Origin of the sequence: Streptomyces sp. NPDC048643 (assembly GCF_040650615.1) — a bacterium.
In the GTDB taxonomy this organism is placed as follows: Bacteria; Actinomycetota; Actinomycetes; order Streptomycetales; family Streptomycetaceae; genus Streptomyces.
In genome coordinates this window covers 14,355-35,519 of record NZ_JBEZHO010000046.1, presented here as the reverse complement: position 1 = coordinate 35,519, position 21,165 = coordinate 14,355, and the positions used below count along the sequence as shown (strand labels likewise).

Here is a 21,165-nt window from a genome sequence, read left to right as displayed (position 1 = left end):
GTTCGGCCTTTCGGCCTCAGCGCGCGGCGGCGGTCACCTCGGGCGCGGTCGTCGGGCCCGCCTTGTCGGTGCCGGCCGCGGCGCGGACCGCCGGGATGACGGCCGCGATCGCCGCGGCGACCAGGGCGACGCAGCCGCCGACGACGAGCCCGGTACGGAAACCGTTCTCGGAGGTGAAGGTGTAGCCGGCCGCCGTGGTCGTCATCTGCGCGAGGATGACGCCGACGACCGCCGAGCCGACCGAGGTGCCGAGCGAGCGCATCAGGGTGTTGAAGCCGTTGGCCGCGGCGGTCTCGGAGAGCGGTACGGAGCTCATGATGAGCGCGGGCATCGAGCCGTAGGCGAGGCCGACGCCGCTGTTGATGACCATGCCGACCAGCATGAGACCCCAGGCCGAGCCCATGAGGGCCAGCGACAGACCGTAGCCGAGGGCGATGACCAGGACGCCGCAGATCAGCGTGAACTTCGGACCCCGGGCGTCGGTGAGCTTCCCGCCGAACGGGGAGACGATCATCATCATGATGCCGCCGGGTGCCATCCACAGGCCGGACGCGAGCATCGACTGGCCCAGACCGTAGCCGGTGGCGTCGGGGAACTGGAGCAGCTGCGGAATGATCAGCATGCTGGCGTACATGCCGAAGCCGACGAAGATCGAGGCCACGTTGGTCAGCAGGACGCGGGGGCGGCCCGTCGTGCGCAGGTCGATCAGTGGGTCCTGGGTGCGCAGTTCCCAGAAGCCCCAGGCGAGCAGGACCACGACGGCGCTGACGAGCAGCGCGAGCGTCGTGGCGGAACCCCAGCCCCAGTCGGCGCCCTTGGAGACACCGAGGAGCAGGCACACCAGGCCGACGCCGAGCCCGAGCGCTCCGGGGACGTCGAACCGCTGACCCTTGGCGCTGGCCGGCACGTCGGGGATGAGGAACCAGATGAGCGTTCCGATGGCGACGGCGAGGACCGCGGAACCCCAGAAGAGGACCCGCCAGTTCGCGTACTGCGCGACCGCCGCGGAGATGGGGAGGCCGAGGCCGCCGCCGATGCCCATGGAGGCGCTGACCAGTGCGATCGACGAACTCAGCTTCTCCGCGGGCACCACGTCGCGCAGCAGGGCGATGCCCAGCGGCACCATGCCCATGCCCATGCCCTGCAGGCCGCGCCCGACGATCATCGGCGTGATGGACGAGGACAGCGCGCAGACGACCGAGCCGATCACGAGCGGGACGGAACAGGCGAGCAGCATCCGCCGCTTGCCCAACAGGTCGCCCAGCCGGCCGGAGACCGGGACGCAGACGGCGGCGACGAGCAGCGTCACGGTGATCACCCAGGCGCTGTTCGCGGGGGTGGTGTGCAGGATCTGCGGCAGCTCGGCGATGAGCGGAGTGACCAGCGTCTGCATGATCGCCGCCACGGTGCCGGCGAAGGCGAGTGTGGCGATCACACCGCTCGCTCGGGCGGTGGGCTGGGGGGCGTCCATGAGGGACTCCTCGGGTGGCTCGGTGTGTCTCTGGGTGACTGCCTGTGGGGCAAGGGATGTGCATCGTACACGTCGTATGTATTGCGCATGTGATGTGGCTCATGCATGCGGGTGTGGGACCATGGTCGCGGGCCGTGCCGATACGTGCGACGCGCGGTCCGTGCGACAGCGGGAGGCGGCAGGCGTAATGGTCAGGCCCACACACGAGGTCGAGTACGAGCAGATGCTGCTGAGCCGCCACGGTCTGATGCACCAGAAGGGCGGCCGGACCAAGGACGGCGTCCTGGAGCGCAGCGCGTACATCCTGCTCAGCCGTATCCGGGTCCAGGGGCCGATGTCGATCGGTGAGCTGAGTGACGCCTTCGGGCTCGACGCCTCCACCCTCAACCGGCAGACGGCGGCCGCCATGCGGGCCGGGCTCGTCGACCGCATTCCGGATCCCGACGGTGGCATGGCCCGCAAGTTCCGCATCACGGAGGAGGGTTCACGCCTCCTGGACCAGGAACGGCAGGGGCTCATCAGCTCCCTGGACCGTGTCATGGCCGACTGGTCGGAGTCGGACATCGCCGCCTTCGCGTCGTACCTTCGGCGCTTCAACGCCGACATCGAGCGCATCGGCGGACGGCCCTGGCCGCGTCCCTGACGCGCCGGCCGGCCGACGTGCCGGCCACCGGAAAACCCGATGACCTGCCGGCCCGGCACGCCCTAGCCTCACCCGCATGGACAAGTCCGGGGGACTGTTGAACGTCGTCGACGTCGAGGCGACCTGCTGGGAGGGGACGCCGCCGCCCGGGGCCGTGAGCGAGATCATCGAGATCGGTCTGACGGTCGTCGATCTGGAGCAGGGCGTACGACGCGAGAAGCACCGACTGCTGGTGCGGCCCGCCCTGTCGACCGTCAGCGCCTTCTGCACGGAGCTGACGGGGCTGACCCCGGACGAGGTCGACCAGGGGGTCGAATTCGCCGACGCCTGCCGCGAGTTGGCCGCCCTGCACCGCGCGGGGGAGCGGCCGTGGGCGAGTTGGGGCGACTACGACCGCCACCAGTTCACCCGCCAGTGCGCCGCCACCGACACGCCCTATCCGTTCGGCCGTCGACACACGAACGCCAAGGCCGCCTTCGCCGCCGCCCACCGCCTCCGCAAACGGCCCGGCATGGCGCAGGCGCTACGGATCGCCGAACTGCCCCTGGAGGGACGGCATCACCGGGGCGAGGACGATGCCTGGAACATCGCGGCCCTGGTTCTCGGACTCGCCGAGCGGGGCGCCTGGCCGGACACTCCCTAGGGCCGCGACGCCACGGCGAGGGCCGTTGTCGCACCGTGCTCGTCCTGGCCCGGTGCGACGGGTCGCGGTTCGGGGCTCCGCCGCGGTGAAGTGAGAGCCCGCCCGCGATACGGCCTCGCCGCCCGGGGCCTGACGGGCGCCGAGTCGGCCCGCCCGCGATGCGCCCACCGCCGACCGCGACCCGGCGTCCGGCCCGTTCACTCCCAAGGGTTGTTTCCCGGCAGGTCTGCGTGAACGGCGTGTAACGCGGGTGTCCCGGGGGAGAACCTGGCCCGTACACGAACGCTGTCGCCGAGGAGCCCCGCGTGTCCGATGTCGTCTTCACCGCGGATTTCACCTCCACCCGTCAATGGGTCGCGGGCCACTCGTGGGCCTATCCCGACGGCGGCCCGGTCAACCCGGGCGACGACAAGCTCGACCACCTGGTGGCCGACCCCGCCTACTGCCGTACGGGTGTCTTCCGTGCCACCCGCCGCTCCGACGGGGCGTGGGACGCGGGACTCCTCACCACCGAGGGCAGCGAGGACGCGTTCATGGTCCGCGCGGGGGACGTGCTGGAGGCCCGGGTCAGGCTGCCCACGGCGCTCGGCGCGTGGCCGGCCATCTGGACCTGGCGGGACGGCGGTCAGGAGATCGACGTCTTCGAATACCACCCCGACAACCCCGACCTGCTCGAACTCTCCAACCATGTCCGTGACGCCCATCACTACTACCGGGACGGGGCGGTCCAGCCCGGAGCCTGGGTGGACCTCGTGGTCGAGTTCGGCGCCCACCGCGTCGTGTGGTGGGTGAACGGCGTCCGCGCCTTCGCCGACCGGCGCGGGGTGGGCCGGCACTGGGAGGCGTATCTCATCGTCAACCTGTCGGTGTGCGGCGGGCGTTACCACCCGCCGCCCGCTCCGGACGTGACGGCGATGGACTTCGCGGTGGACGGCCTCCTCGTCCGCAGACCCGGCTCCGACGAGCCGGACGGTGAGGCGGTGGACGTCGGCCTGCTCGACTGAAACAGCGGGCGCATCGGGCGCACGAGCCGAAGTCGGCTGGGCCGGAGCGAAATCGGGCCCCGCCGGGTGCATCCGGCGGGCGATGTGCCACGGAAGTACGGCATCAGTAGCGACGTAGCGTTCGTGCGCGTCGCACCGACAGGTGCCGAGGGCCATGACGAATCCGCAACCGGGGCGAGAGACTCCCGAGGCCGCGTACATCGGCCATGTGGGCAACTGCCGCACCTGCCTGGGGGAGTCGGGCCGCTGCCCGCTCGCCGAGCGTCTGTGGCGGCTCTACCAGGAGTGGCGCAGTGGCTACGGCATGCGCCCCGGGGGAGCCGAGTGAGACCGCACCGACGGACCGCTTCGATCGCTTACGCGCGACCCCTTCCGGTGCCCGCACACGTTCCGGACGACGAGGCGAAGCCGTAGTTCCACCGAGCACCCGCCTCCGGTCGACTGGACAGGGACGACCGGAGGCGGGTCCAGCCAGGGGTACGCGTCCGGAGAGGCCGCGCCGGAGCCGTGATCCGGCTGTCACGCGGAAGGGAGCGCCCGCCTCGTCCCGGGGCGGCGCCCAGCGCGTGCTCCGCCGGGCGGACACCTCACCAAACCGCCCCCGCGTCGGCTACGGATATCCAGTGACCGGCGGCGCGATCCCCCGTCGGCCTAGGGTGGGGCGTCGAAAGCGCTCCGACGGTGAAGAGGTGCCATGCGAGGCTCTGCGCGGACGTCCGCCCGTGACGGACTGCGTCCCGGGGCTGCCCGGACACTGACGGCGCTGGTGCCGCACCGGCTCGCCGGCGAGGACGCGGGGCCGACGCGGGCCGCGGTGCTGATCCTGCACGGCGGCAGGGCGGACAGCCTGGCTCCCTCGCGGCCCTGGCACGTCTCCCGCCTGCGGATGCGGCCCTTCGTGCGCGCGGTCACACGGGCCGTTCCGGACCAGGACGTCTTCGTCGGGCAGGTGCGCTACCGCGTACGCGGATGGAACGGAGCCGCCGCCGATCCGGTCGCCGACGTCCACCGGGCCCTCGCCGAACTCACGGACCTGGTGGGGGACGTGCCGGTGGTGCTCGTCGGCCACTCGATGGGCGGCCGCGCCGCGCTGCGTGCCGCCGCCGCGCCGCAGGTCCGTGCCGTCGTCGCCCTCGCACCCTGGTGCCCGGCGGGCGAGCCGGTGGCCCATCTGCGGGACAAGCGGGTGATCGTGCTGCACGGCGACCGGGACCGGATCACCGAGCCCGCCGCGTCCTTCGCCCTGGTGCGCCGCGCCGCGAAGGAAGGATCCTCCGCGAGCGCCGTACGAGTGGCGGGCGGCGACCACGCGATGCTGCGGCGTGCGCGGACCTGGCACGAGGTCACGGGCTCGGCGGTCGCCGGTCTGGTGTCCCGCACCGACGGCCCGGACGGACGGCTTCCCGCCGAGGGGCCGGACGGCGAACCCGGCGTCCTCTAGACCCACGCCCGAGCGCGTACGAGGCGGGCACGCCGGACGGGCCTACGCGGAGTCCAGCCGGTCCGCGGGATCGGGGCCGGGGGCGAAGGAACGACGCGAGCCGGCCGTCACGCGCGGGGCGGACCCGGGAAGCGGGCCGCCCGTGGACGGATCCCAGCTGAGGATCCACTCGAAGTCGCGCTGCAGCCGCCGGGCTTCGCTCCGGACGAGCGTCGGTATGTCACCGCGTTCGGAGATCAGTTGGGCATAGATCGGTGCATCGTGCACGTGGGGATCCTCGACTCGCTCTCAGGGCCTTCCGCGGGCCTTCCTTGTCCTGACGGTAGGGGCGCGACGCCGCCGCGGTGGTCATCCGTCAGGGTCGGCCAGAACCGGTCACCGCATGACCATCGGCAGCCGTCGATGTCGAACGAGCCGTCAGGGAACGCCAGTTCTGTTCGCACCGCGAACGGCCTGTTTCGGGCCACCGAAAGCCCCGGGCCGGCGTGGAGAGTTGGTGGAGGGAACTGGACGGGAGGCGGACGCCTGGAGGGGGTCCACCGCCGAACGCGGTTGTCCGGACGGCCGATTCGCGCACGGTGTGTGCTTCCGCCGTCGCACAGCGGGGCGATGCGACGAAGGTCACGAAAATGTATCGGACATCTGGGACGTGGATCTTCACACGGGGGTCACAAGATGGCTAGGTTGACGACCAGGCCGCCCGACTCCCTCCGGCGAATGCTCGCCGGGCGGTGCGGCCTCCGCCGAGTCCGGCCCGTCCTCGTGGCAGCCGGAGCCGGGGACCCACCGAACCTGGGGTGAATCGGCCAACCGCCTTGAGGGGCACTGGCCGTAGGGCATACCTTCCGGAACCGTCCGCCCGAACCCGACAGCTAACCCGGTAGGCGGACGACGGAAGGAGTGCCATCCCCATGGCGCCGGAACGAACCCAGCCCAGTGGCGAAGAAGTCCGCCGACGGCTCGCATCCCTCTACGACCGGGCCGAGGACGACACCGGCAACTTCAACGCCACCCGCGCTCTGGCGGGCCTCTCCTCCCGTCAGGGCGACCGGCGCGCCGCGGCCCGACGGCTCACCGACCAGCGCCCGGCCGGGGAGGAGCGCGGGGGTGTCGATCCCGCTCAAAGCGACCTGATGCGCCAGTGGTTCGACGGTGCGCGGTCACGGCTCGGCCCCACCGTCGCGGCGGTACTGCCCGCGGACCGGCAGCCCGACCGGGGGCGCGAGGCCGGCCGGTCCGGTGGGGGTGCGGGACGTCCCATGGAACTCCCTGCCCAAGGCGCGCGCGCCGTGGCCGAGTTGACGGCGGCACCCGTACGGGAACTGACGGCGGGTCCCGTCGCGGAGCTGACCGCGGCGCCGGTCGCGGAACTCACCGCGCGCCCCGTCCTCGAACTGACCGCCGGCCCGACGGCCGCGTACGCCCTCGCGGTACCGGACATCGGCGCCCCGTCCACCGGGCCCCTTCCGGTGGTGTCCGAACCCGCGCCCGCCTCGGACGCGGCCTCCCCGCGGTTCCGCAAGGACCGCGCCCGCCGCAAACTGGCGGCCGCACAGGACCTGCTGAACCGGCACACCGCACGACAGAGCGCGGCGACGCCGGTCGCGTACCCGTCCGTGGACCTGCCGGCCGCGGAGACGGCCGTCCCGTCGGCCCCGTACTGGCCGGCGCAGAACGTGCCGATGCCGGCCGCGACGGCCGCGTACTCGTCGGTGGCGAGTGCCGCGTGGCCGGCCGTGGAGGCCGGGCACCCGCAGGTGCGAAGTGCCCCGCTGCCGGTCGCGGACGTCGAGTACCTGCCGGTGCGGGAGGCGTGGTCCGCCGCGCCCGAGCCGACGGCCCCGGCCGTCGACGACAGTCGGCGCCCGTCGTGGCCGGACCCCGTGAACCAGCCCGCGCCCGGCGCTCCCTGGTCCGCCGATCCCCACCCCGGGTTCGACGCCTCAGGCATCGCCGCCGTCGCGGCGCCGCCGGTCGCCGGGTACGACACCCGGGCCGCCGAGGCCGTCGCGTTCGCCCGCGCGCAGGTGGGCAGGCCGTGCGTGTGGGGAGCGTCCGGGCCCGGCTCGTACGACCCCTCCGGTCTGACCCAGGCCGCCTGGCGCAGCGCCGGTGTGCTGCTCCCGCGGTCCACGTCCGACCAGGCGCGGATCGGACCGGCGATCGCCCTGGCCGGTGTCCAGCCGGGTGACCTGCTCTTCTTCCACGAGGACCTGAGCCACGTCGGCCTCTACGTCGGCGACGGCATGATGGTCCACGCGCCCAGCCCCGGAGGGCGGATCACCGAGGAGTCCGTCCAGCACGCCGGACAGGCGGCGATCCACAGCGTCGTACGGCCGGTCTGAGCGGCGGCGGGGTCGGCCGCGGGCATCCCGCGGCCGACCGGCCCCTCGGCCACCCCGGCCTCGTCGGCGTCAGAACTCGCTGTCGATTCCCGTGACGGCTGCCGGTCCGAGCGGAGCGTCGTTCTCGGAGAGGCCGCTCTCGCGCAGCGCGCCAGAGACGAGCCGAACGGCCTCCGCCTCGGCGGCGCGCCGGTCCGCGGCCTCGACCTCCAGCCGGACCGAGAACGTGTGGTTCTCGTCCACGGTGAGCAGGCTCAGCTCCTCGGTCTCGCCCAGTTCCGTGTTCTGCGGGTCCTGAGGGCGCAGCCTTCGTTCCACGTCTGCGCGGGAGGAGTCCGAGACGCCGTGGACGAACGTCCCGGGAACGGTGATGACGTAGGTGGTCACAGGAACTCCTAGCGTGCGTGCCCCGCGGGCCTGAGTGCGGTCGGCAGTGTGATCGCCCGTATACCCCGCATTGTGACGGTCACCCGCGGCTTCTTCGCGTCGGGCGCCCTCCCCGGCGTGGTGAACGGTGTGCCGTGCGGTGTTCGGGTGGCGATACGGTCGGACCCATGGCTGATGCTCGGTTGACCACCGCCTCGTTCCTCGTGCTCGGCGTCATCGACAAGCTCGGTGAGGCCAGCGCGTACGACGTCAAGGGTGAGGCGGCGCGCACGGTGGCGCCCTTCTGGTCGGTTCCGCACGCACAGGTGTACGCGCAGTGCGACCGTCTCCTGGAGGCCGGCCTGCTGTCGCAGGTGCGCCAGGAGAGCGGCCGCAACCGCCGGGTGCTCACGCTGACCGACGAGGGCAGGGCCGCACTGCGCGACTGGTTGGACGACACCGCCTTCGTCCCGGTCGAGGCGCGGGAGCGCGGCATCCTCAAGCTCTGGTTCGGCGGCCGGCCCGACCTGCTCGGTCCCGTCCAGCTCGACGAGCACCGGCGGACCCTCGGCGACTACCAGGAGCTCGCGGAGAGTGTGGGCGAGCTGCTGACGCGAGGGCAGCGCGACGCTCTGGAGTTCGGCATCCGGTACGAGCGGATGATGGTCGACTTCTGGCAGTGGGTGCAGCGGAGGGACGACGAGGACGCGACAGACCGTTGACCCCGGCGGCCGGGCGGCCCTACCGTCTCGATAGTCCAAACGAGACTATCGATGGTCGGGTCGCGGCCACGAGCAGGGAGTCGCCGTGCGTCGTCCGACGGGCACCACCTGGCGCCGTGTAGCCGTCATCGCCGTCTCGGCCGTGTGCGTGGGCTACGCGCCCATCGCCATGACCGAGCTGTGGCCGTACGCGCGCCCCGGCGCCCCGGCGTTCGGCGAGTGGATCCTCGGGCACGTGGTCTCGCCCCGCTACGTGGCCGACGCCCTGGCCACCCGGATCGAGCCGTACCGCCACAGCCTCGTCCCGCTGATCGTGCACTCCGTCCTCGGCGGCCTGCTCATGCTCCTCGGGCCCGCGCAGGTGCTCACCGCCGTGCGTCGGCGGACCCGGCTGCACCGCGCCCTCGGGGTGGTCTTCGCGGTCACCGTCTGCGCCTCGATGGCCGGCGCCGCGCTGTACCTGGCGCGGACCGCGCCCGAGGACGCGTTCAGCGGGGCCGCCTTCTGGATCGTGCTCGCCACCATCCTGGTGGGCACGGTCCTGAGTGTGACGTTCGGCGTGCTCTCCGCCGTCGCCGGCTACCCGGACCTGCACCAGCGCTGGATGCTCCTCTGCTACGGCTTCCTGCTGACCGCGCCCCTGCTGCGCTTCGAGTGGGGCGGCCTGCCCATGATCATGCCCGGCCTCTCCATGGCGGAGATCAACCGTGCGGCCACCATGCACCTCGGCTCGGTGGTCGCTTTCGGAGCCCTGATCGCCTCGCGTTCCCTGGACCGGCGCCGGAAGATCGCCGGCATCTCCCGGTCGTGGGCCCCGCTGCCCGTCCTGGCCGTCGCCCACCTCGCCGGAGCGGCAGCCCTCACCTGGATCGTCCGTTCCTCGCTGGACTTCGGCGCCCCCGGACGACGGCTGCTGCTCGCGTATCTCCTGCCGTACGCCGTCACCTACGCGGTGATGGCCTCCTGCGCCCTGCGCACCGGCCGTGCGGGGCGCCTCTGGGCCCGCGAGGAGTGGCGTCTGCACTGGACGGCCCTGTGCCTGGCGCCGGTGCTGTCGGCCGCTGCCGCTCCGCTCTTCGAACGGACGCTGGGCCTCGACCGGCTCACGGCGGTCTCCGCGGGAGCGGCGATCGGCTGCGGCGCGCTCGCGACCACGGCGACCCTCGTGGTCAGCCTGCGCGTCATGTACGCCCGGGAGGTCCTCAAGCGGGCCACGCCCGCCCGCGCCACGGCCCCCCGCCTCTCGTCGCCGGTCTCCTAGCGGCAGGCGGTGCGCGCGGCGGCGGTACGCGCCCGGAACCGGAGCCGCGTGTCCGGCGGGCCCGCCCCTGAGCCGTTCCCGACGGCCGTCCGCCCCGGCCCGACCCCTTCGTCATCGACCCCGTCCGGAAACGGAATCCCATGACCAACGCATCCGACCTGCCCCGTCACGACGACAGCGCGGCAGGCTCCCGAACCCCGCGACCCGCGGCGAAACCGCCTGCCGGGACGCACCCGGTCCCCGCGACCCCTGCGATCGATACGCGCGAGGCTCCGGGCGACGACGCGGAACGCGCCCCCGCGCCTCCGGTCGAGGGCGGACGGCCGCTCACCGCCGGTGTGGCGATGCTGGCCACCGCCGTGGCCGTGGTGAGCGTCCTCGTCGGCGGGCTCCTGATGGCCGTCGGCCTCACCGGACACGTCTTCGGCGCCTGGCGCTCGCCCGAGTCGCTCACCCCGGGACTGATCGGCGCGGCGATGCTCGGCACCGCGCCGGGGCTGTTCGCCGTGAGCCGGGCCCGGGCCTGGCACGAGGTCCGCACCCTGCTCCTCCCGCTGGCGATCGTCCTCGTCGGCCTCTTCACGGTGAGCCTGCTCGACGCCGGGCACCTCTACATCGCTCGCGGCGGCTCCGTCGTCCCCGTGCTGTTCAGCCTCGGCTGGCTGTTCGTCCTCGGCGTGCTCTGCGTGTTCGCCCTCGTCGCCCTGGCGTGGCAGTACTTCGCCCCCGCCCAGCCGCTCGGTCCGCGCACCGCGCCGCTCCCCGGCTGGTCGAAACCGGCCCTGGCCGTGCTCGGGTCGGCCTGGCTCGGCATCGGCGCGGGGCTGCTGACCCGGCCTGGATTCTGGGCCGACTTCGTGCCCTGGACCACCAACCGTGTGGACGCCCAGGCACTCGGCGTGTGGGCCCTCGCCCTCGGCGTCGGTGTCCTCGGAGCGCTCGCCGAGGACGACCTCACCCGCACCGGCGCGGCCCTGATCGCCCTGCCGTGCACCGCCCTCACCGTCACCGTCGTCCTCGCTTGCCGCGCCTCCGCCGTCGACTGGCACTCCGGCCCCGCTCTCTCACTGGTCTGCATGGTGGCGGGTCTGCTGTTCGCGGGCGCGAGCGGCCGCGTGCTCCTCACCAGGGCCTCACCGGCGCGCTCGTAACAGCACCTGCCCGGCTCGGGCCGTTGGTCCCGCGAAGGCGGCGCGAGCCACCGTCGGGCCGGGTTCGTCACGGACGACGTGGGGCACGGCCGGCAGTGGACCACGCGCGCCGTCGAGCCGTCCCGTCATCACGGTGATCTTCGCCGAGCGGGTCGCCCACGTCGCCCACGTCGCCCACGTCACCTCGGTCACCGACCCCGACGAGACGAGCGTCGTCCACCGGATCACCGGGCTGAACGAGCACAGGGCCCGCGTCCACGGCACGCTGAGCGGCGAACTCACCGGCGGCCACCGAGCCCTCGCCGGGCCTCCCCGGCGGTCCGCTCAGAGGCGCAGGATCACCAGGGCGGTGTCGTCGGTGGCACCGCCGGGCGGAAGCAGCTCCGACAGCAGGGCGTCGGCGAGGGCCTCGGGCTCGTCGGCCCGGTGGTCGGACAGGGAGGCGGCGAGACGCCCGAGTCCCACGTCGATGTCCTCCCCGCGGCGCTCGACCAGACCGTCGGTGTACAGGACCAGCGTGTCGCCCTCGGCGAAGTCGGTGGCGGCCTCGGGGCGGGGCACGTGGTCCGGCCGGGCGCCGAGCGGCGGGTCGGTCGCCCGGTCCAGGAACTCCACCCGTCCGTCGCCGCGCAGCAGGAGCGGCGGGAGATGCCCGGCGCTGCTGTAGGTGAGGGAGTGGGTCTCCCAGTCGGCGCGGACGGTCACCGCCGTGGTGGACTCGGCGCCCTGGACGGAACGGGCGTACAGGCCGAGCACCTCAAGTGCCCGGGCGGGACTGCTCGAAGCGCGTGACGCGGCACTGAGGGCGCTGCGCAGCTGGCCCATGACGCAGGCGGCGGACAGTCCGTGGCCGACCACGTCCCCCACGGCGATCGCCATCCGGCCGTCGGTCAGGTCCACCAGGTCGTACCAGTCGCCGCACACGTTGAGAGCGCTGGTGGCCGGCCGGTAGCGTACGGCGGCCCGGTGCGGGCCCAGGTAGTGCGCGGCCGGCAGCAGCGCGTCCTGGAGGGCGAGCGCGACCTCCCGCTCGCGTGCGTGGGCCCGCCGCAGACGTTCGTTGATCTCCTGGAGCTCCCGGGCGCGGGTGAACAGCTCGGCCTCCAGGAAACGGCCCCGGTCGGCGTCGGTCCGCCTGCCCCGGTGCCGGATCAGCTCGGTGACCTCCTCCACCCGGTGGACGAGCAGTACCACGTTGCCGTCCTCGTCGAGCAGGGGAGCGTTGACCGGACTCCAGTACCGCTCCTGCCAGACGCCCGGCCGTTCCAGGGACTCGACGTCGTAGCGCTGAAGGGCCATCGCGTCGCGCTGCCCCGTCTCCACCACCCGGCGCAGCGACGCCTCGAGGTTGCGTACCCCGTCGGACGCCGGATCGTCCGGCCGGTCGGGGAACACGTCGAACAGATAGCGCCCCACCACCTGCTCACGGGTGCGGCCGGAACTGTTCAGGTAGTCGTCGTTGGCGTCGACGTAGACCAGCTCGGGGGTGAGCAGGGCGACCATGCCGGGCAGCGCGTGGAACACGCCCGCGTAGTCGTGCGCGACTCCCGCCACCTGCTTCACCCGCCTCCTGCCGTGGCCCGGTCGTGCCCACGGTGGAGACGGCGGAGCATCCGACCCTGTCCCACCGGCTCGGCCTCGGCCACGACCCAGGAGTGGTGCAGTGTTCCCATCAGGCCACCGGTCGGCGGCCGCTGCAAGCGCGGAGGGATCGCGGCGGCCGCCGGCCGGGGTCGGTACGCCCGTTGCGCGCCTGCCCGGGGACGGTGGCGACGACGCCTCGGACCGTTGCTCCATACGGGGTTGCTGTGAATTCGCGGGACGGCTGAACACATCGCCTCCCCCTCCCGTATAGGGCTGGGGGATTTTCAGGCGGGGCCGACCACGACGCGTAGGAGCATTTCCTTGGGACGCAACAGGCGCAGACGCCCCACGGGCGCACGACGCGCAACCTCTGCAGCAGTCGCGCTGATTCTGGGCGGAGGCGGGCTCGTCGCCGTCAACGTCTACGCCTCGGCCACCGAGAGCGGTGCGGGTGGCAGCGCGCAGGGCGCGGGCAACCATGTCCTGTCCGCCGGAGCGGCCACCATCGACTGCCCCGACGTCGGCGAGAAGTTGACGACGGTTCCGGACGCGACGAAGGGCGACGTCGACAAAGAACTCGCCACGCTGGACCAGCAGATAGCCGAGGCCTATCAGCAACTCCGTTCCGACGGGGCGCAGATGGAGCAGAACGGCGACAGCGGCGCCGACGCGGTCATGAACCCGTTGAAGGAGAAGCGGTCCGAGTCGATCGGCCGCATCGTCACCGCCGTCGACGGCGCGGGCGACCGGCCCGAGGGCCTCGACGACCTGGCGGCCTGCACCCTTCGCTCCAGCGGCGACCAGAGCGGCGCGGACGAGAACGGTGACCAGGGCGGGCAGGAACAGGGGCAGGACGCGCAGGGCCAGGGTGACCAGGGCCAGAACGGCCAACAGGGCGGCGACGCGCCGGCCGCCGGCAACGGGCCCGTGGTCGCGGACTTCGCCGACATCAACTCCGTCCAGCCCGCCGCGCAGACGCCGCGGCCCCAGGACGGCGCCTCCACCGGCGAGTTCGCCACGAGCTGCGGTGTGAACGCGAACGGCCTGTTCAACTCGGACAACGTCATCGTGGCTCCCGGTGTGACCAACGGCGCGCACCACTTCCACGACTACGTCGGCAACCAGTCCAACAACGCCTTCGCCAGTGACGACGACCTGGCCAAGGCCGACACCACCTGCCAGAACCAGGGTGACAAGTCCACCTACTACTGGCCGGTGTTGCGCCTCCAGAACGGCACCCGCGAACGCGACGCCGACGCGGCCGGCGGCGGCACCGAGGGCAACGCCGGTGAGATCGTCACGCCCAAGCAGGTCACGCTGACCTTCGTGGGCAACGCGCGCGGCAAGGTCACCGCCATGCCGCGTCTGCTGCGCATCATCACCGGTGACGCCAAGGCCTTCGTCAACGGCACCGCGAACGCCAACGCGTCCTGGAGCTGCACCGGCTTCGAGGACCGGCAGTTGAAGGACAAGTACCCGGTCTGCCCCCAGGGCAGCGACGTGGTCCGCACGTTCAGGTTCCAGAGCTGCTGGGACGGCGCGAACATCGACAGCGCCAACCACCGCACCCACGTGGCGTTCCAGGACGCCGAGGGCAACTGCCCCGGCGGGTTCAAGGCCATCCCGCAACTGGTGCAGCGCATCGTCTACGACGTCGACGCGCCGAGCCTGAAGGACGGTGGCCGTACGTCGCCGCTGTTCGCGGTGGACTCCTTCCCGGAGCAGCTGCACAAGCCGGTCACCGACCACGGCGACTTCATCAACGTCTTCGACGAAGGCCTCATGAAGGACGCGGTCGACTGCATCAACCAGGGCCGGAAGTGCGGGGCAGGCGCGGGTGACGACAACCCCCAGGACCCCGAGGAGACCGGTAAGCCGGAGGAGCCGTCGAAGAGCGCCGAGCCCCCGAACCCCTCGGAGAGCGCGGAGCCCCCGAACGCCTCCGAGGAGCCCTCGGAGCAGCCGGCACCCACCGCCGACGACCCGTCCGACGACAACGCCGGCCAGGCCCCGGGTGACGACGAGGGCGGCCAGACCGCGGAGCCCACGGCCGACACGCCGGGCACCGAGCCGGCCGGCGACGACGCACCGCCCGTCGAGGCGGAGCCGAAGGCCGACGTCTCCTCGTCGGGGCACGCCGCCGGGTCCGGAGCCTCGCACGACGGCACGCACGAGGGCTCGGGCGATGTGGGGACTCCCGCGTCGACGGCACCGGTGGCCGGCTCCGCTCCGTCGGCCGCTTCGCAGACCGAACCGCAGGCCGTCGCAGGCGGCGGGCTCGCCGACACCGGTGCGCAGCTGTGGCCGGCCGCGATCGGCGGGATCTTCGTGATCGCCGGATTCGTCCTGCTCCGCAGGATCAGGCGGGGCGCCCTGTGACCCTGCCGCCCGGCGAGAGCCACGGACGACTCCCGACGGAAGCGTCCTGAGCGACGTCGGACGCCCGGTCGTACGAATGAGTCCTGAGGGGGCTTGTGCCCGGTCCACGCTGGGCACAAGCCCCCTCAGAGGTGTCCCGGGAGGCGATCTCGACCGGCGGTGTGCGCCGATTCACAGCATCCTGGGGTGAGACGCGATCATGTCGTCCACATTGGGGAAGGCGAAGCTCCATGGACGCATCAGAGCAGGCACCGGATGACCGGCCCCTCGACCTGTACCTCGAAATGCTCCGCCTGCGCATGGCTCCGGCGGACTACGCGCTCTTGCTGCGCATGGTCGAGCCCGTACTCGAAGCGATCAGGGAGGAGAGGGCTGGAGCGATCGAACTGAATCTGGACGGCGAAGACGCCGACGACGTCCCGCAGGAGGTCCGCGACGAGGCCTCCCTCGTGGTCGCGGTGGCTGTGACGGGTCGCCTGGACAACCGGATCGTCGAGCTGGAGACCGAGGAGATCGGTGTCGTCCGGGTCGTGACGGACTCGGGGACGGCGGACGATCCCGAACGGTGCAGGGAGATCGCCGAGTTCATCGGTGAGCGCCACCGCCAGGACGAGGAACTGCGGGGCATCGCCGAGGTGAGCGGTCTGCCCACCGATGTGTGAGACGCACCGGGGCACCCCGGCCTGCGCCGGCCCGCCGTGGAGACGGGTGGGCGGGACGGGCCGGGGTGCCGCTGTGTGCTCGGGCTTCGGCACTCTCCCGCCCGCGCTGGGGATCTTGCCCGGCACCGCCTCGTGCGGTGAAGATCAGGTATGCGAAGAATCCTGGTCGTGGGGAGCACCGGCGCCGGCAAGACGACCTTGGCGCGGGCTGTCTCGGGACGGCTGGGCGTTCCCTTCCACGAAATGGACGCCCTGGCCATCACGGGGCCGGGCTGGCAGGAGAACCCCAGCCTGGTCGACGACGTGTCGCGCCTCGTTGACGGTCCCGGCTGGGTGATCGACTCCTTCGGCCACCCGAGCGTGCGCGACCTGCTGTGGGCGCGCGCCGACTCCGTCGTCTGGCTCGACCATCCCCGTGCGGTGGTCATGCGCCGGGTGCTGCGCAGGTCGGTGGCCCGCACCCTGTTCCGACGCCGGGTCTTCGGCGGGAACGTCGAGACCTTCGGCTCCTGGTTCGGCGCCGATCACCCGGTGTGGTGGGCCTGGTCGCAGTACGAGACCCGCAGAACGGACATCGCCACCCGCTGCGCGGCCCCCCGCCCGACCCCCCTGAAGGTCGTCCACCTCCGCACACCCCGGGCCACGAGGACCTGGCTGGCCCACCTGACCGAGCCCCCAGCCCCGCCGCCCTCCGAGACACCATCCATGATCACTCCCCGAGCCCGCGATTGATCATGGTCTTGAACCCGCGAAACATGGCGTAGGGTTGTGTTCAACGACGCGGGGTGGAGCAGCTCGGTAGCTCGCTGGGCTCATAACCCAGAGGTCGCAGGTTCAAATCCTGTCCCCGCTACTCGAAGACAGAGGGTCCGGCATCATGGATGCCGGGCCCTCTGTCGTATTCCCGCGCACCGGGTGGAGCCCGGTGGTGCATGAGTCGATCCAGGAACCGATGTTCCGCGACGACGGCTGTCTCTCGACCATCTCTTCCCGGAGGGACGCGCACGCAAGAACACCGCCACCGGAGAACCGGAGGCGGTGCATGTGGAGCGCCGGGCAGGCCTTGCACCTGCATTTCCCCGCAGGAAGCGGGGCGTCTTTCCTTGGACCACCAACGCCGGGCCCTGCACCAAGTGTTTGGTGTGGGCTCGGTATTCAGCCTAGCAGGCGGCCTGGGTGGATCCGACGGGGGCGTCGGGGCGGTGCTTGCGGTGGGAGGGGCGGGGCGGCAAGGTGCGGGGGTGGCTACCTTGTTGATCGTTCATCACACCCCCTCGCCCAACTGCCAGGCGCTGTTCGAAGCCGTGGTGTCCGGAGCGACCGCTCCCGAGATCGAGGGCGTACGGGTGGTGCGACGAGCCGCGTTGAGTGCGACCGCCTCGGATGTGCTCGACGCCGACGCCTACCTGCTCGGCACCCCGGCGAACCTCGGTTACCTGGCGGGCGCGATGAAGCACTTCTTCGATCAGGTCTACTACCCGTGTCTGGACACGACGTCCGGGCGGCCCTTCGGGTACTACGTCCACGGCGGCAACGACGTCACGGGGGCGGTGCGCGGCATCGAGGCGATCACGACCGGGCTCGGCTGGCGGCGTGCCGCCGAGGCGGTGACGGTGACCGGCGAACCGGGCAAGGCCGACATCGAGGCCTGCTGGGACCTCGGAGCGACCCTCGCCGCTCAGTTGATGGAATGACGGGGCCGGTACGCGTTCGATCAACCGGCGCCCTGGTTGGGCTCGTTGATGACCCTTCAGGTGATCCGCGCCCGCGCTACGCGTATCCGGGCGGGGCGAAGGGGCGGGCCAGAGCCGCCGTCAGGCCGGACACCGTGGGTGGGGAGAGGCGGGCGGCGAGGTAGCCGTCCGGGCGGATCAGGAACGCCGTCGCCCGGTCCGGCACCGCGTAGAGGCGGGCGAACTCGCCGAGTGTGTCGACGTAGGCGGGCGGCCCCCCTGCGTCGGGCTGGGCCTCGGACGGGAGGATGACGCAGACGTCGACGCGGTCGCGTGAGAGATCGCGGGCGAGGTCGACGAGTTGTACGACGCCGTCGCCGTCCCGGTCCGTGTCGCCGTACAGGAGCAGCACGTGCTCGCGGTCGCGCAGAACGTCGTACAGACGCAGCGGGTAGGTCGCGATGGACGCCGCGAGACCGGCGCAGTCGGGTGCGCGGTCCCCGGGCTGCGGGGCAGGGCCCACGGACTCGGGGTCGACGATCGGGCTGCCGCGGTAGCCGACGAGGAGTTGGGCCTCGCGCAGCATCAGGGTCGACGGGTCGCTCGGGTCGGCCTGGATGCCCTGGCCCGCGTGCCGGACCGTTCGCTCCACGACCTCCTCGCCGACGGGCCGCCGCTCGGCGTCGTAACTCGCCGCGAGCAGGCTGGAATGCGTGCCTCCCTCGGTCGCGAGGGCGAGTTTCCAGGCCAGGTTCCAGGCGTCCTGGATCCCGGTGTTCATGCCCTGCGCGCCGGTCGGCGGGTGGATGTGCGCCGCGTCGCCGGCCACGAAGACGCGGCCGTCGCCGTACCGGTCGACGATCCGGTGGCTGATGCGGAACACGGAGGACCAGCGCAGCGCGGAGGCCGTGGTGGGCCGGGGGGAGAGCCGGTCCAGGACGGCCTGGATGTCGGAGAGGGTGGGACCGGTGCCGCTCTCCAGGCCGTGGGTGATGCCGTCGGACGTCTCCGACCGCCGTGCCGCGGCGGAGAGTTCGGGCGGCACCATCATCGACATCCGATAGCGTCCCCGGCCCGGCAGCGGGATACAGACCAGCAGGTCGTCCACGTCCCCGTCGGCGTTTTGGTGCATGGCGCGAACGCCGTACCCCCGCGGAAGATCCCAGTCGACCTCCACGTCGCCGAGCATGTACTCCTCCGGGAAGGCGCTGCCCTCGAAGGTGAGCCCCAACTGCCTGCGGACGGTGCTGTGCGCGCCGTCGCAGCCCACCAGATACCGTGCCCTGACCTCCTCCTCGACGCCGGACGCCGTCCGCAGCGCGACCGTCACCCCGTCGAGGTCCTGGTCGAAGGAGACCAGCTCGGTGCCGCGTTCGATCGTCGTCCCGAACCGCTGGAGGAACTCGTCGAGGATGCGTTCCGTCTCGTACTGCGGCATCGCGGCGAATCCGTAGGGCACTTCGGGCGGGAGCGCGAGGTCGATCCGGGGCCGCTCTACGCCGTTGACGTACGCCAGTTGCCCGTACATCGGCACCGCCGCTTCGAGAGCCGTGCGGGCGAGCCCGATGTGGTCCCAGATCTCCAGGGTGCGTGGCTGGATGCCCACGGCCTTCGCGTACGGGCGGCGGGCCGGGAGGGGATCGACGATCCGGCAGCGCACGCCGCGTCGGCGCAGTTCCACCGCCGCGGTGAGGCCCACGGGGCCCGCGCCCGCGACGAGCACGTCGGTTCCGAAGATGTGCGCCACGGACGCCTCCCTGCGTTGCCCCCCGACGCCGAGCAGCTCTTCCTCCATCGTGGCCCTGGGGCGCCCGGCCCCGCCACTCGACCCGAGGTGCGCGGTCCGCCCGGTCAGGACGCGTTCGCGTCGGGCCGGGGCGGCGGTCCCTCGGTGTGGTGCCCGCGATGGGGGATCCGCAGGTGGTGGGCGGTGGTGCGTTCGATGACGAGGAGGGCTGCGTCGTCGGCCGGCTCGTCGCCGATGTGACGGACCAGGTCGTCGTGGATGTGGCGCAGCAGGGTGTCGGGACCGGAGGCAGGGAAGGACGCCAGCCGCTCGACCAGGGGATAGAAGGCACCGCTCGGTGAGCGGGCCTCGATCACGCCGTCCGTGTAGAGCAGCAGGAAGTCGCCGGCTTCGAAGGTGAAGGGGTCGGTGTGATGGCTCGCGGCGGGCAGTTCGCACATGCCGAGCGGCGGTACCGAGTGCCGGGCGTGCAGCACCGTGACCTCGCGGCCGCGCAGGAGCAGCGGCGGGGGATGGCCGCAGTTGATCATCCCGACCTCGGCGTCGGTGTCGGGAATGTCGAGGACGAGAGCCGTGATGAAGTGCTCGCCGGGGTCGTACCGCGTGTCGGCGACCTCGTCCATGTCACGGCACACGCTCACCTCGAGGGCCGCCGTCAGCTCCGGCAGCGTCGCGTACCGGTGGGCCCCCTCGCGGAAGGCGCCCAGCACCACCGAGGCCTCGCCGATGGCGGCCAGCCCCTTGCCCCGTACGTCACCGATGATCACGCGGGTGGACGCGCCGGCGGCGCGGGTGACGGCGAACAGGTCGCCGCCGATCTGTGTGTCGTCCTCGGCCGCCAGATACAGCCAGGCCGTGCGCAGCGGACCGATCCGCCGTGGTGGCGGCCGCAGCAGTACGCGCTGGGCCGTCTCGGCCACCGACCGGGCCCGCACCAGCTCGCGCGCCCGCCGCTCCCGTACGTGGCACACGAACACCACCAGGGCGGAGAGCACGATCAGCGCGATGATCTGCGCCATGTGGTTGGTGGTGGTCAGGCCGCCGTGGAACACGGCGATGACGACCTGCGCGGCCACGGCCAGCAGTCCGATCAGCGCTGTCAGCAGGGGGCCGGCGAACGACGCCGTGAGCGTGGGCGCGATGACCAGCAACGGGCCGAGGTGCACGTCCGTGGGGGAGCGGATGTCCACGATGGCGATCACGACGATCAACGCCAGCGGGATCGCCACCAGGCCGCGGCCCGACGGTTGCTCCACGAGGCTGCCCACTGACATGCGCCGGTTGCCCACGTGTGCCAGTTTGCCCTGATTTTTGCGGTGGTGGGCTTCGGGCCGGGCCGGGACCGCCGGTGTGTCCGGCGCGAAGGCCGTCCCCGGAAACGATCCCGGCGTGTCCACGGGCCCGCTGTCAGTGCGCCGCGCGGGTGGCCCGGCGGCGCGCCGACGTCAGTTCCACAGCGGATAGCTGACCGTACGGTCGAACCCCGCGGGACGGTCGTGGGTGTACACCAGCGTCATCTGTGTGTAGTGCCGCTGGTGCGGGTTCTTCTTCCACGTCTGCGGGTGGTCCAGCTTCACGACCACGGGGTACGAGTGGAACTTGCCCGCCGCGCAGTACGGCTTGCAGTCGTTCACCACGTTGACGCCCCGGGCCACCGCCGCGTTCTGGTTCCAGTGGGACCAGTGGAGGGAGACGAGCCGGCTGTTCCCGTCGCCGCAGGCCAGGATGAAGTTCGCGGGGCGGACGTCCGGCTTCCAGAAGCAGTCGACGAGGACGGGCGCCGACTGCTTGGGCTGCGGAGCCTGTATGGCCTTCGGGGCCTGCGGAGCTGCCGAGGCGGTACCCATGACCGCGGCGAGCGAGGCGGCCGCGCAGAGGGTGATTGCTGTTCTCGCTGTGCTGCTGCGCATATGTGTGCTCCGTGCGGGACGACTGTCGTTCGGTCGCCGATAGGTGATCACCGGCTTCCTTCTCTGCCACGACGCTACGGCCCCGATGTGTGATGCACCACTCATATGGATGAACGACATCATTTCGTGAGAATCATTCCGGAGTGCTTCACACCGGGCGAAT

At 72.1% G+C, this 21,165-nt stretch carries 21 protein-coding genes, 1 tRNA gene and 1 riboswitch; of the genes, 14 read left to right on the top strand and 8 right to left on the bottom strand.

Annotated features, from left to right (window positions below):
* Positions 1–16 precede the first annotated feature (16 nt).
* A complete protein-coding gene (locus AB0C62_RS32650) occupies positions 17–1,471 on the bottom strand; it encodes an MFS transporter (protein WP_362979365.1) in 1,455 nt (484 codons plus the stop codon).
* A gap of 187 nt (positions 1,472–1,658) precedes the next feature.
* On the opposite strand from AB0C62_RS32650, the gene AB0C62_RS32645 reads away from it, so the two are divergent.
* The 5 genes from AB0C62_RS32645 (at position 1,659) to AB0C62_RS32625 (ending at position 5,202) form a co-directional block, all read left to right on the top strand.
* Positions 1,659–2,114 (top strand): MarR family transcriptional regulator, encoded by a 456-nt coding sequence (locus AB0C62_RS32645; protein WP_362979363.1) that lies wholly within the window; start codon positions 1,659–1,661, stop codon positions 2,112–2,114.
* Positions 2,115–2,190: 76 nt separating this feature from the next.
* On the top strand, positions 2,191–2,757 hold the full coding sequence (locus AB0C62_RS32640; RefSeq protein ID WP_362979361.1) for a 3'-5' exonuclease: 567 nt from the start codon (positions 2,191–2,193) through the stop codon (positions 2,755–2,757).
* A 305-nt stretch (positions 2,758–3,062) separates the two neighbouring features.
* On the top strand, positions 3,063–3,761 hold the full coding sequence (locus tag AB0C62_RS32635; protein ID WP_362979359.1) for a beta-glucanase: 699 nt from the start codon (positions 3,063–3,065) through the stop codon (positions 3,759–3,761).
* Positions 3,762–3,915: 154 nt separating this feature from the next.
* Entirely contained in the window at positions 3,916–4,089 is a 174-nt protein-coding gene (locus tag AB0C62_RS32630) for a hypothetical protein (RefSeq protein WP_362979357.1), read from the top strand.
* A 366-nt stretch (positions 4,090–4,455) separates the two neighbouring features.
* Positions 4,456–5,202, top strand: coding sequence for an alpha/beta hydrolase (locus AB0C62_RS32625; RefSeq protein WP_362979355.1), 747 nt, complete (start codon positions 4,456–4,458; stop codon positions 5,200–5,202).
* Positions 5,203–5,244: 42 nt separating this feature from the next.
* On the opposite strand, the gene AB0C62_RS32620 is transcribed toward AB0C62_RS32625, so the two are convergent.
* The gene (locus AB0C62_RS32620) at positions 5,245–5,469 is read right to left on the bottom strand and encodes a hypothetical protein (protein ID WP_164370056.1); all 225 of its coding nucleotides are present in this window, start codon (positions 5,467–5,469) and stop codon (positions 5,245–5,247) included.
* 464 nt (positions 5,470–5,933) lie between these two features.
* Positions 5,934–6,105: riboswitch (cyclic di-AMP (ydaO/yuaA leader) on the top strand.
* Positions 6,106–6,113: 8 nt separating this feature from the next.
* Between AB0C62_RS32620 and AB0C62_RS32615 the strand changes: the two genes are divergently transcribed.
* Positions 6,114–7,547 carry an NlpC/P60 family protein gene (locus AB0C62_RS32615; RefSeq protein WP_362979353.1) on the top strand — a complete coding sequence of 478 codons (1,434 nt, stop codon included), beginning with the start codon at positions 6,114–6,116 and terminating at the stop codon, positions 7,545–7,547.
* Between the two features lie 69 nt (positions 7,548–7,616).
* Here AB0C62_RS32615 and AB0C62_RS32610 read toward each other — a convergent pair whose 3' ends face one another.
* Positions 7,617–7,934 (bottom strand): hypothetical protein, encoded by a 318-nt coding sequence (locus AB0C62_RS32610; RefSeq protein WP_362979351.1) that lies wholly within the window; start codon positions 7,932–7,934, stop codon positions 7,617–7,619.
* A 167-nt stretch (positions 7,935–8,101) separates the two neighbouring features.
* Between AB0C62_RS32610 and AB0C62_RS32605 the strand changes: the two genes are divergently transcribed.
* The 3 genes from AB0C62_RS32605 (at position 8,102) to AB0C62_RS32595 (ending at position 11,047) form a co-directional block, all read left to right on the top strand.
* On the top strand, positions 8,102–8,635 hold the full coding sequence (locus AB0C62_RS32605; protein ID WP_362979349.1) for a PadR family transcriptional regulator: 534 nt from the start codon (positions 8,102–8,104) through the stop codon (positions 8,633–8,635).
* Between the two features lie 85 nt (positions 8,636–8,720).
* Positions 8,721–9,896 (top strand): DUF2306 domain-containing protein, encoded by a 1,176-nt coding sequence (locus tag AB0C62_RS32600; protein WP_362979347.1) that lies wholly within the window; start codon positions 8,721–8,723, stop codon positions 9,894–9,896.
* 140 nt (positions 9,897–10,036) lie between these two features.
* A complete protein-coding gene (locus AB0C62_RS32595) occupies positions 10,037–11,047 on the top strand; it encodes a hypothetical protein (protein WP_362979345.1) in 1,011 nt (336 codons plus the stop codon).
* Here the strand turns inward: AB0C62_RS32595 and AB0C62_RS32590 are convergent.
* Positions 11,030–11,329, bottom strand: a complete 300-nt coding sequence (locus AB0C62_RS32590) for a hypothetical protein (protein ID WP_362979343.1) — start codon at positions 11,327–11,329, stop codon at positions 11,030–11,032. The two genes, AB0C62_RS32595 and AB0C62_RS32590, sit on opposite strands and share 18 nt — an antisense overlap.
* A gap of 42 nt (positions 11,330–11,371) precedes the next feature.
* Positions 11,372–12,601 carry a SpoIIE family protein phosphatase gene (locus AB0C62_RS32585; RefSeq protein WP_362979441.1) on the bottom strand — a complete coding sequence of 410 codons (1,230 nt, stop codon included), beginning with the start codon at positions 12,599–12,601 and terminating at the stop codon, positions 11,372–11,374.
* A 351-nt stretch (positions 12,602–12,952) separates the two neighbouring features.
* On the opposite strand from AB0C62_RS32585, the gene AB0C62_RS32580 reads away from it, so the two are divergent.
* The 5 genes from AB0C62_RS32580 (at position 12,953) to AB0C62_RS32560 (ending at position 17,366) form a co-directional block, all read left to right on the top strand.
* Complete coding sequence (locus tag AB0C62_RS32580; protein WP_362979341.1) at positions 12,953–15,010, top strand: DUF1996 domain-containing protein; 2,058 nt, start codon at positions 12,953–12,955, stop codon at positions 15,008–15,010.
* Positions 15,011–15,240: 230 nt separating this feature from the next.
* Positions 15,241–15,672, top strand: a complete 432-nt coding sequence (locus AB0C62_RS32575; protein ID WP_362979339.1) for a hypothetical protein — start codon at positions 15,241–15,243, stop codon at positions 15,670–15,672.
* 168 nt (positions 15,673–15,840) lie between these two features.
* A complete protein-coding gene (locus AB0C62_RS32570) occupies positions 15,841–16,404 on the top strand; it encodes an AAA family ATPase (protein WP_362979337.1) in 564 nt (187 codons plus the stop codon).
* 47 nt (positions 16,405–16,451) lie between these two features.
* A tRNA-Met gene (locus tag AB0C62_RS32565) sits at positions 16,452–16,525 on the top strand.
* 388 nt (positions 16,526–16,913) lie between these two features.
* Positions 16,914–17,366 (top strand): flavodoxin family protein, encoded by a 453-nt coding sequence (locus AB0C62_RS32560; RefSeq protein WP_362979335.1) that lies wholly within the window; start codon positions 16,914–16,916, stop codon positions 17,364–17,366.
* 76 nt (positions 17,367–17,442) lie between these two features.
* Here the strand turns inward: AB0C62_RS32560 and AB0C62_RS32555 are convergent, their stop codons facing one another.
* From AB0C62_RS32555 to AB0C62_RS32545, 3 genes are all read right to left on the bottom strand, one after another.
* Positions 17,443–19,092, bottom strand: coding sequence for an FAD-dependent monooxygenase (locus AB0C62_RS32555; RefSeq protein WP_362979333.1), 1,650 nt, complete (start codon positions 19,090–19,092; stop codon positions 17,443–17,445).
* Between the two features lie 104 nt (positions 19,093–19,196).
* Positions 19,197–20,381 (bottom strand): PP2C family protein-serine/threonine phosphatase, encoded by a 1,185-nt coding sequence (locus AB0C62_RS32550; RefSeq protein ID WP_362979331.1) that lies wholly within the window; start codon positions 20,379–20,381, stop codon positions 19,197–19,199.
* A 156-nt stretch (positions 20,382–20,537) separates the two neighbouring features.
* A complete protein-coding gene (locus AB0C62_RS32545; protein WP_362979329.1) occupies positions 20,538–21,002 on the bottom strand; it encodes a hypothetical protein in 465 nt (154 codons plus the stop codon).
* Positions 21,003–21,165 lie beyond the last annotated feature (163 nt).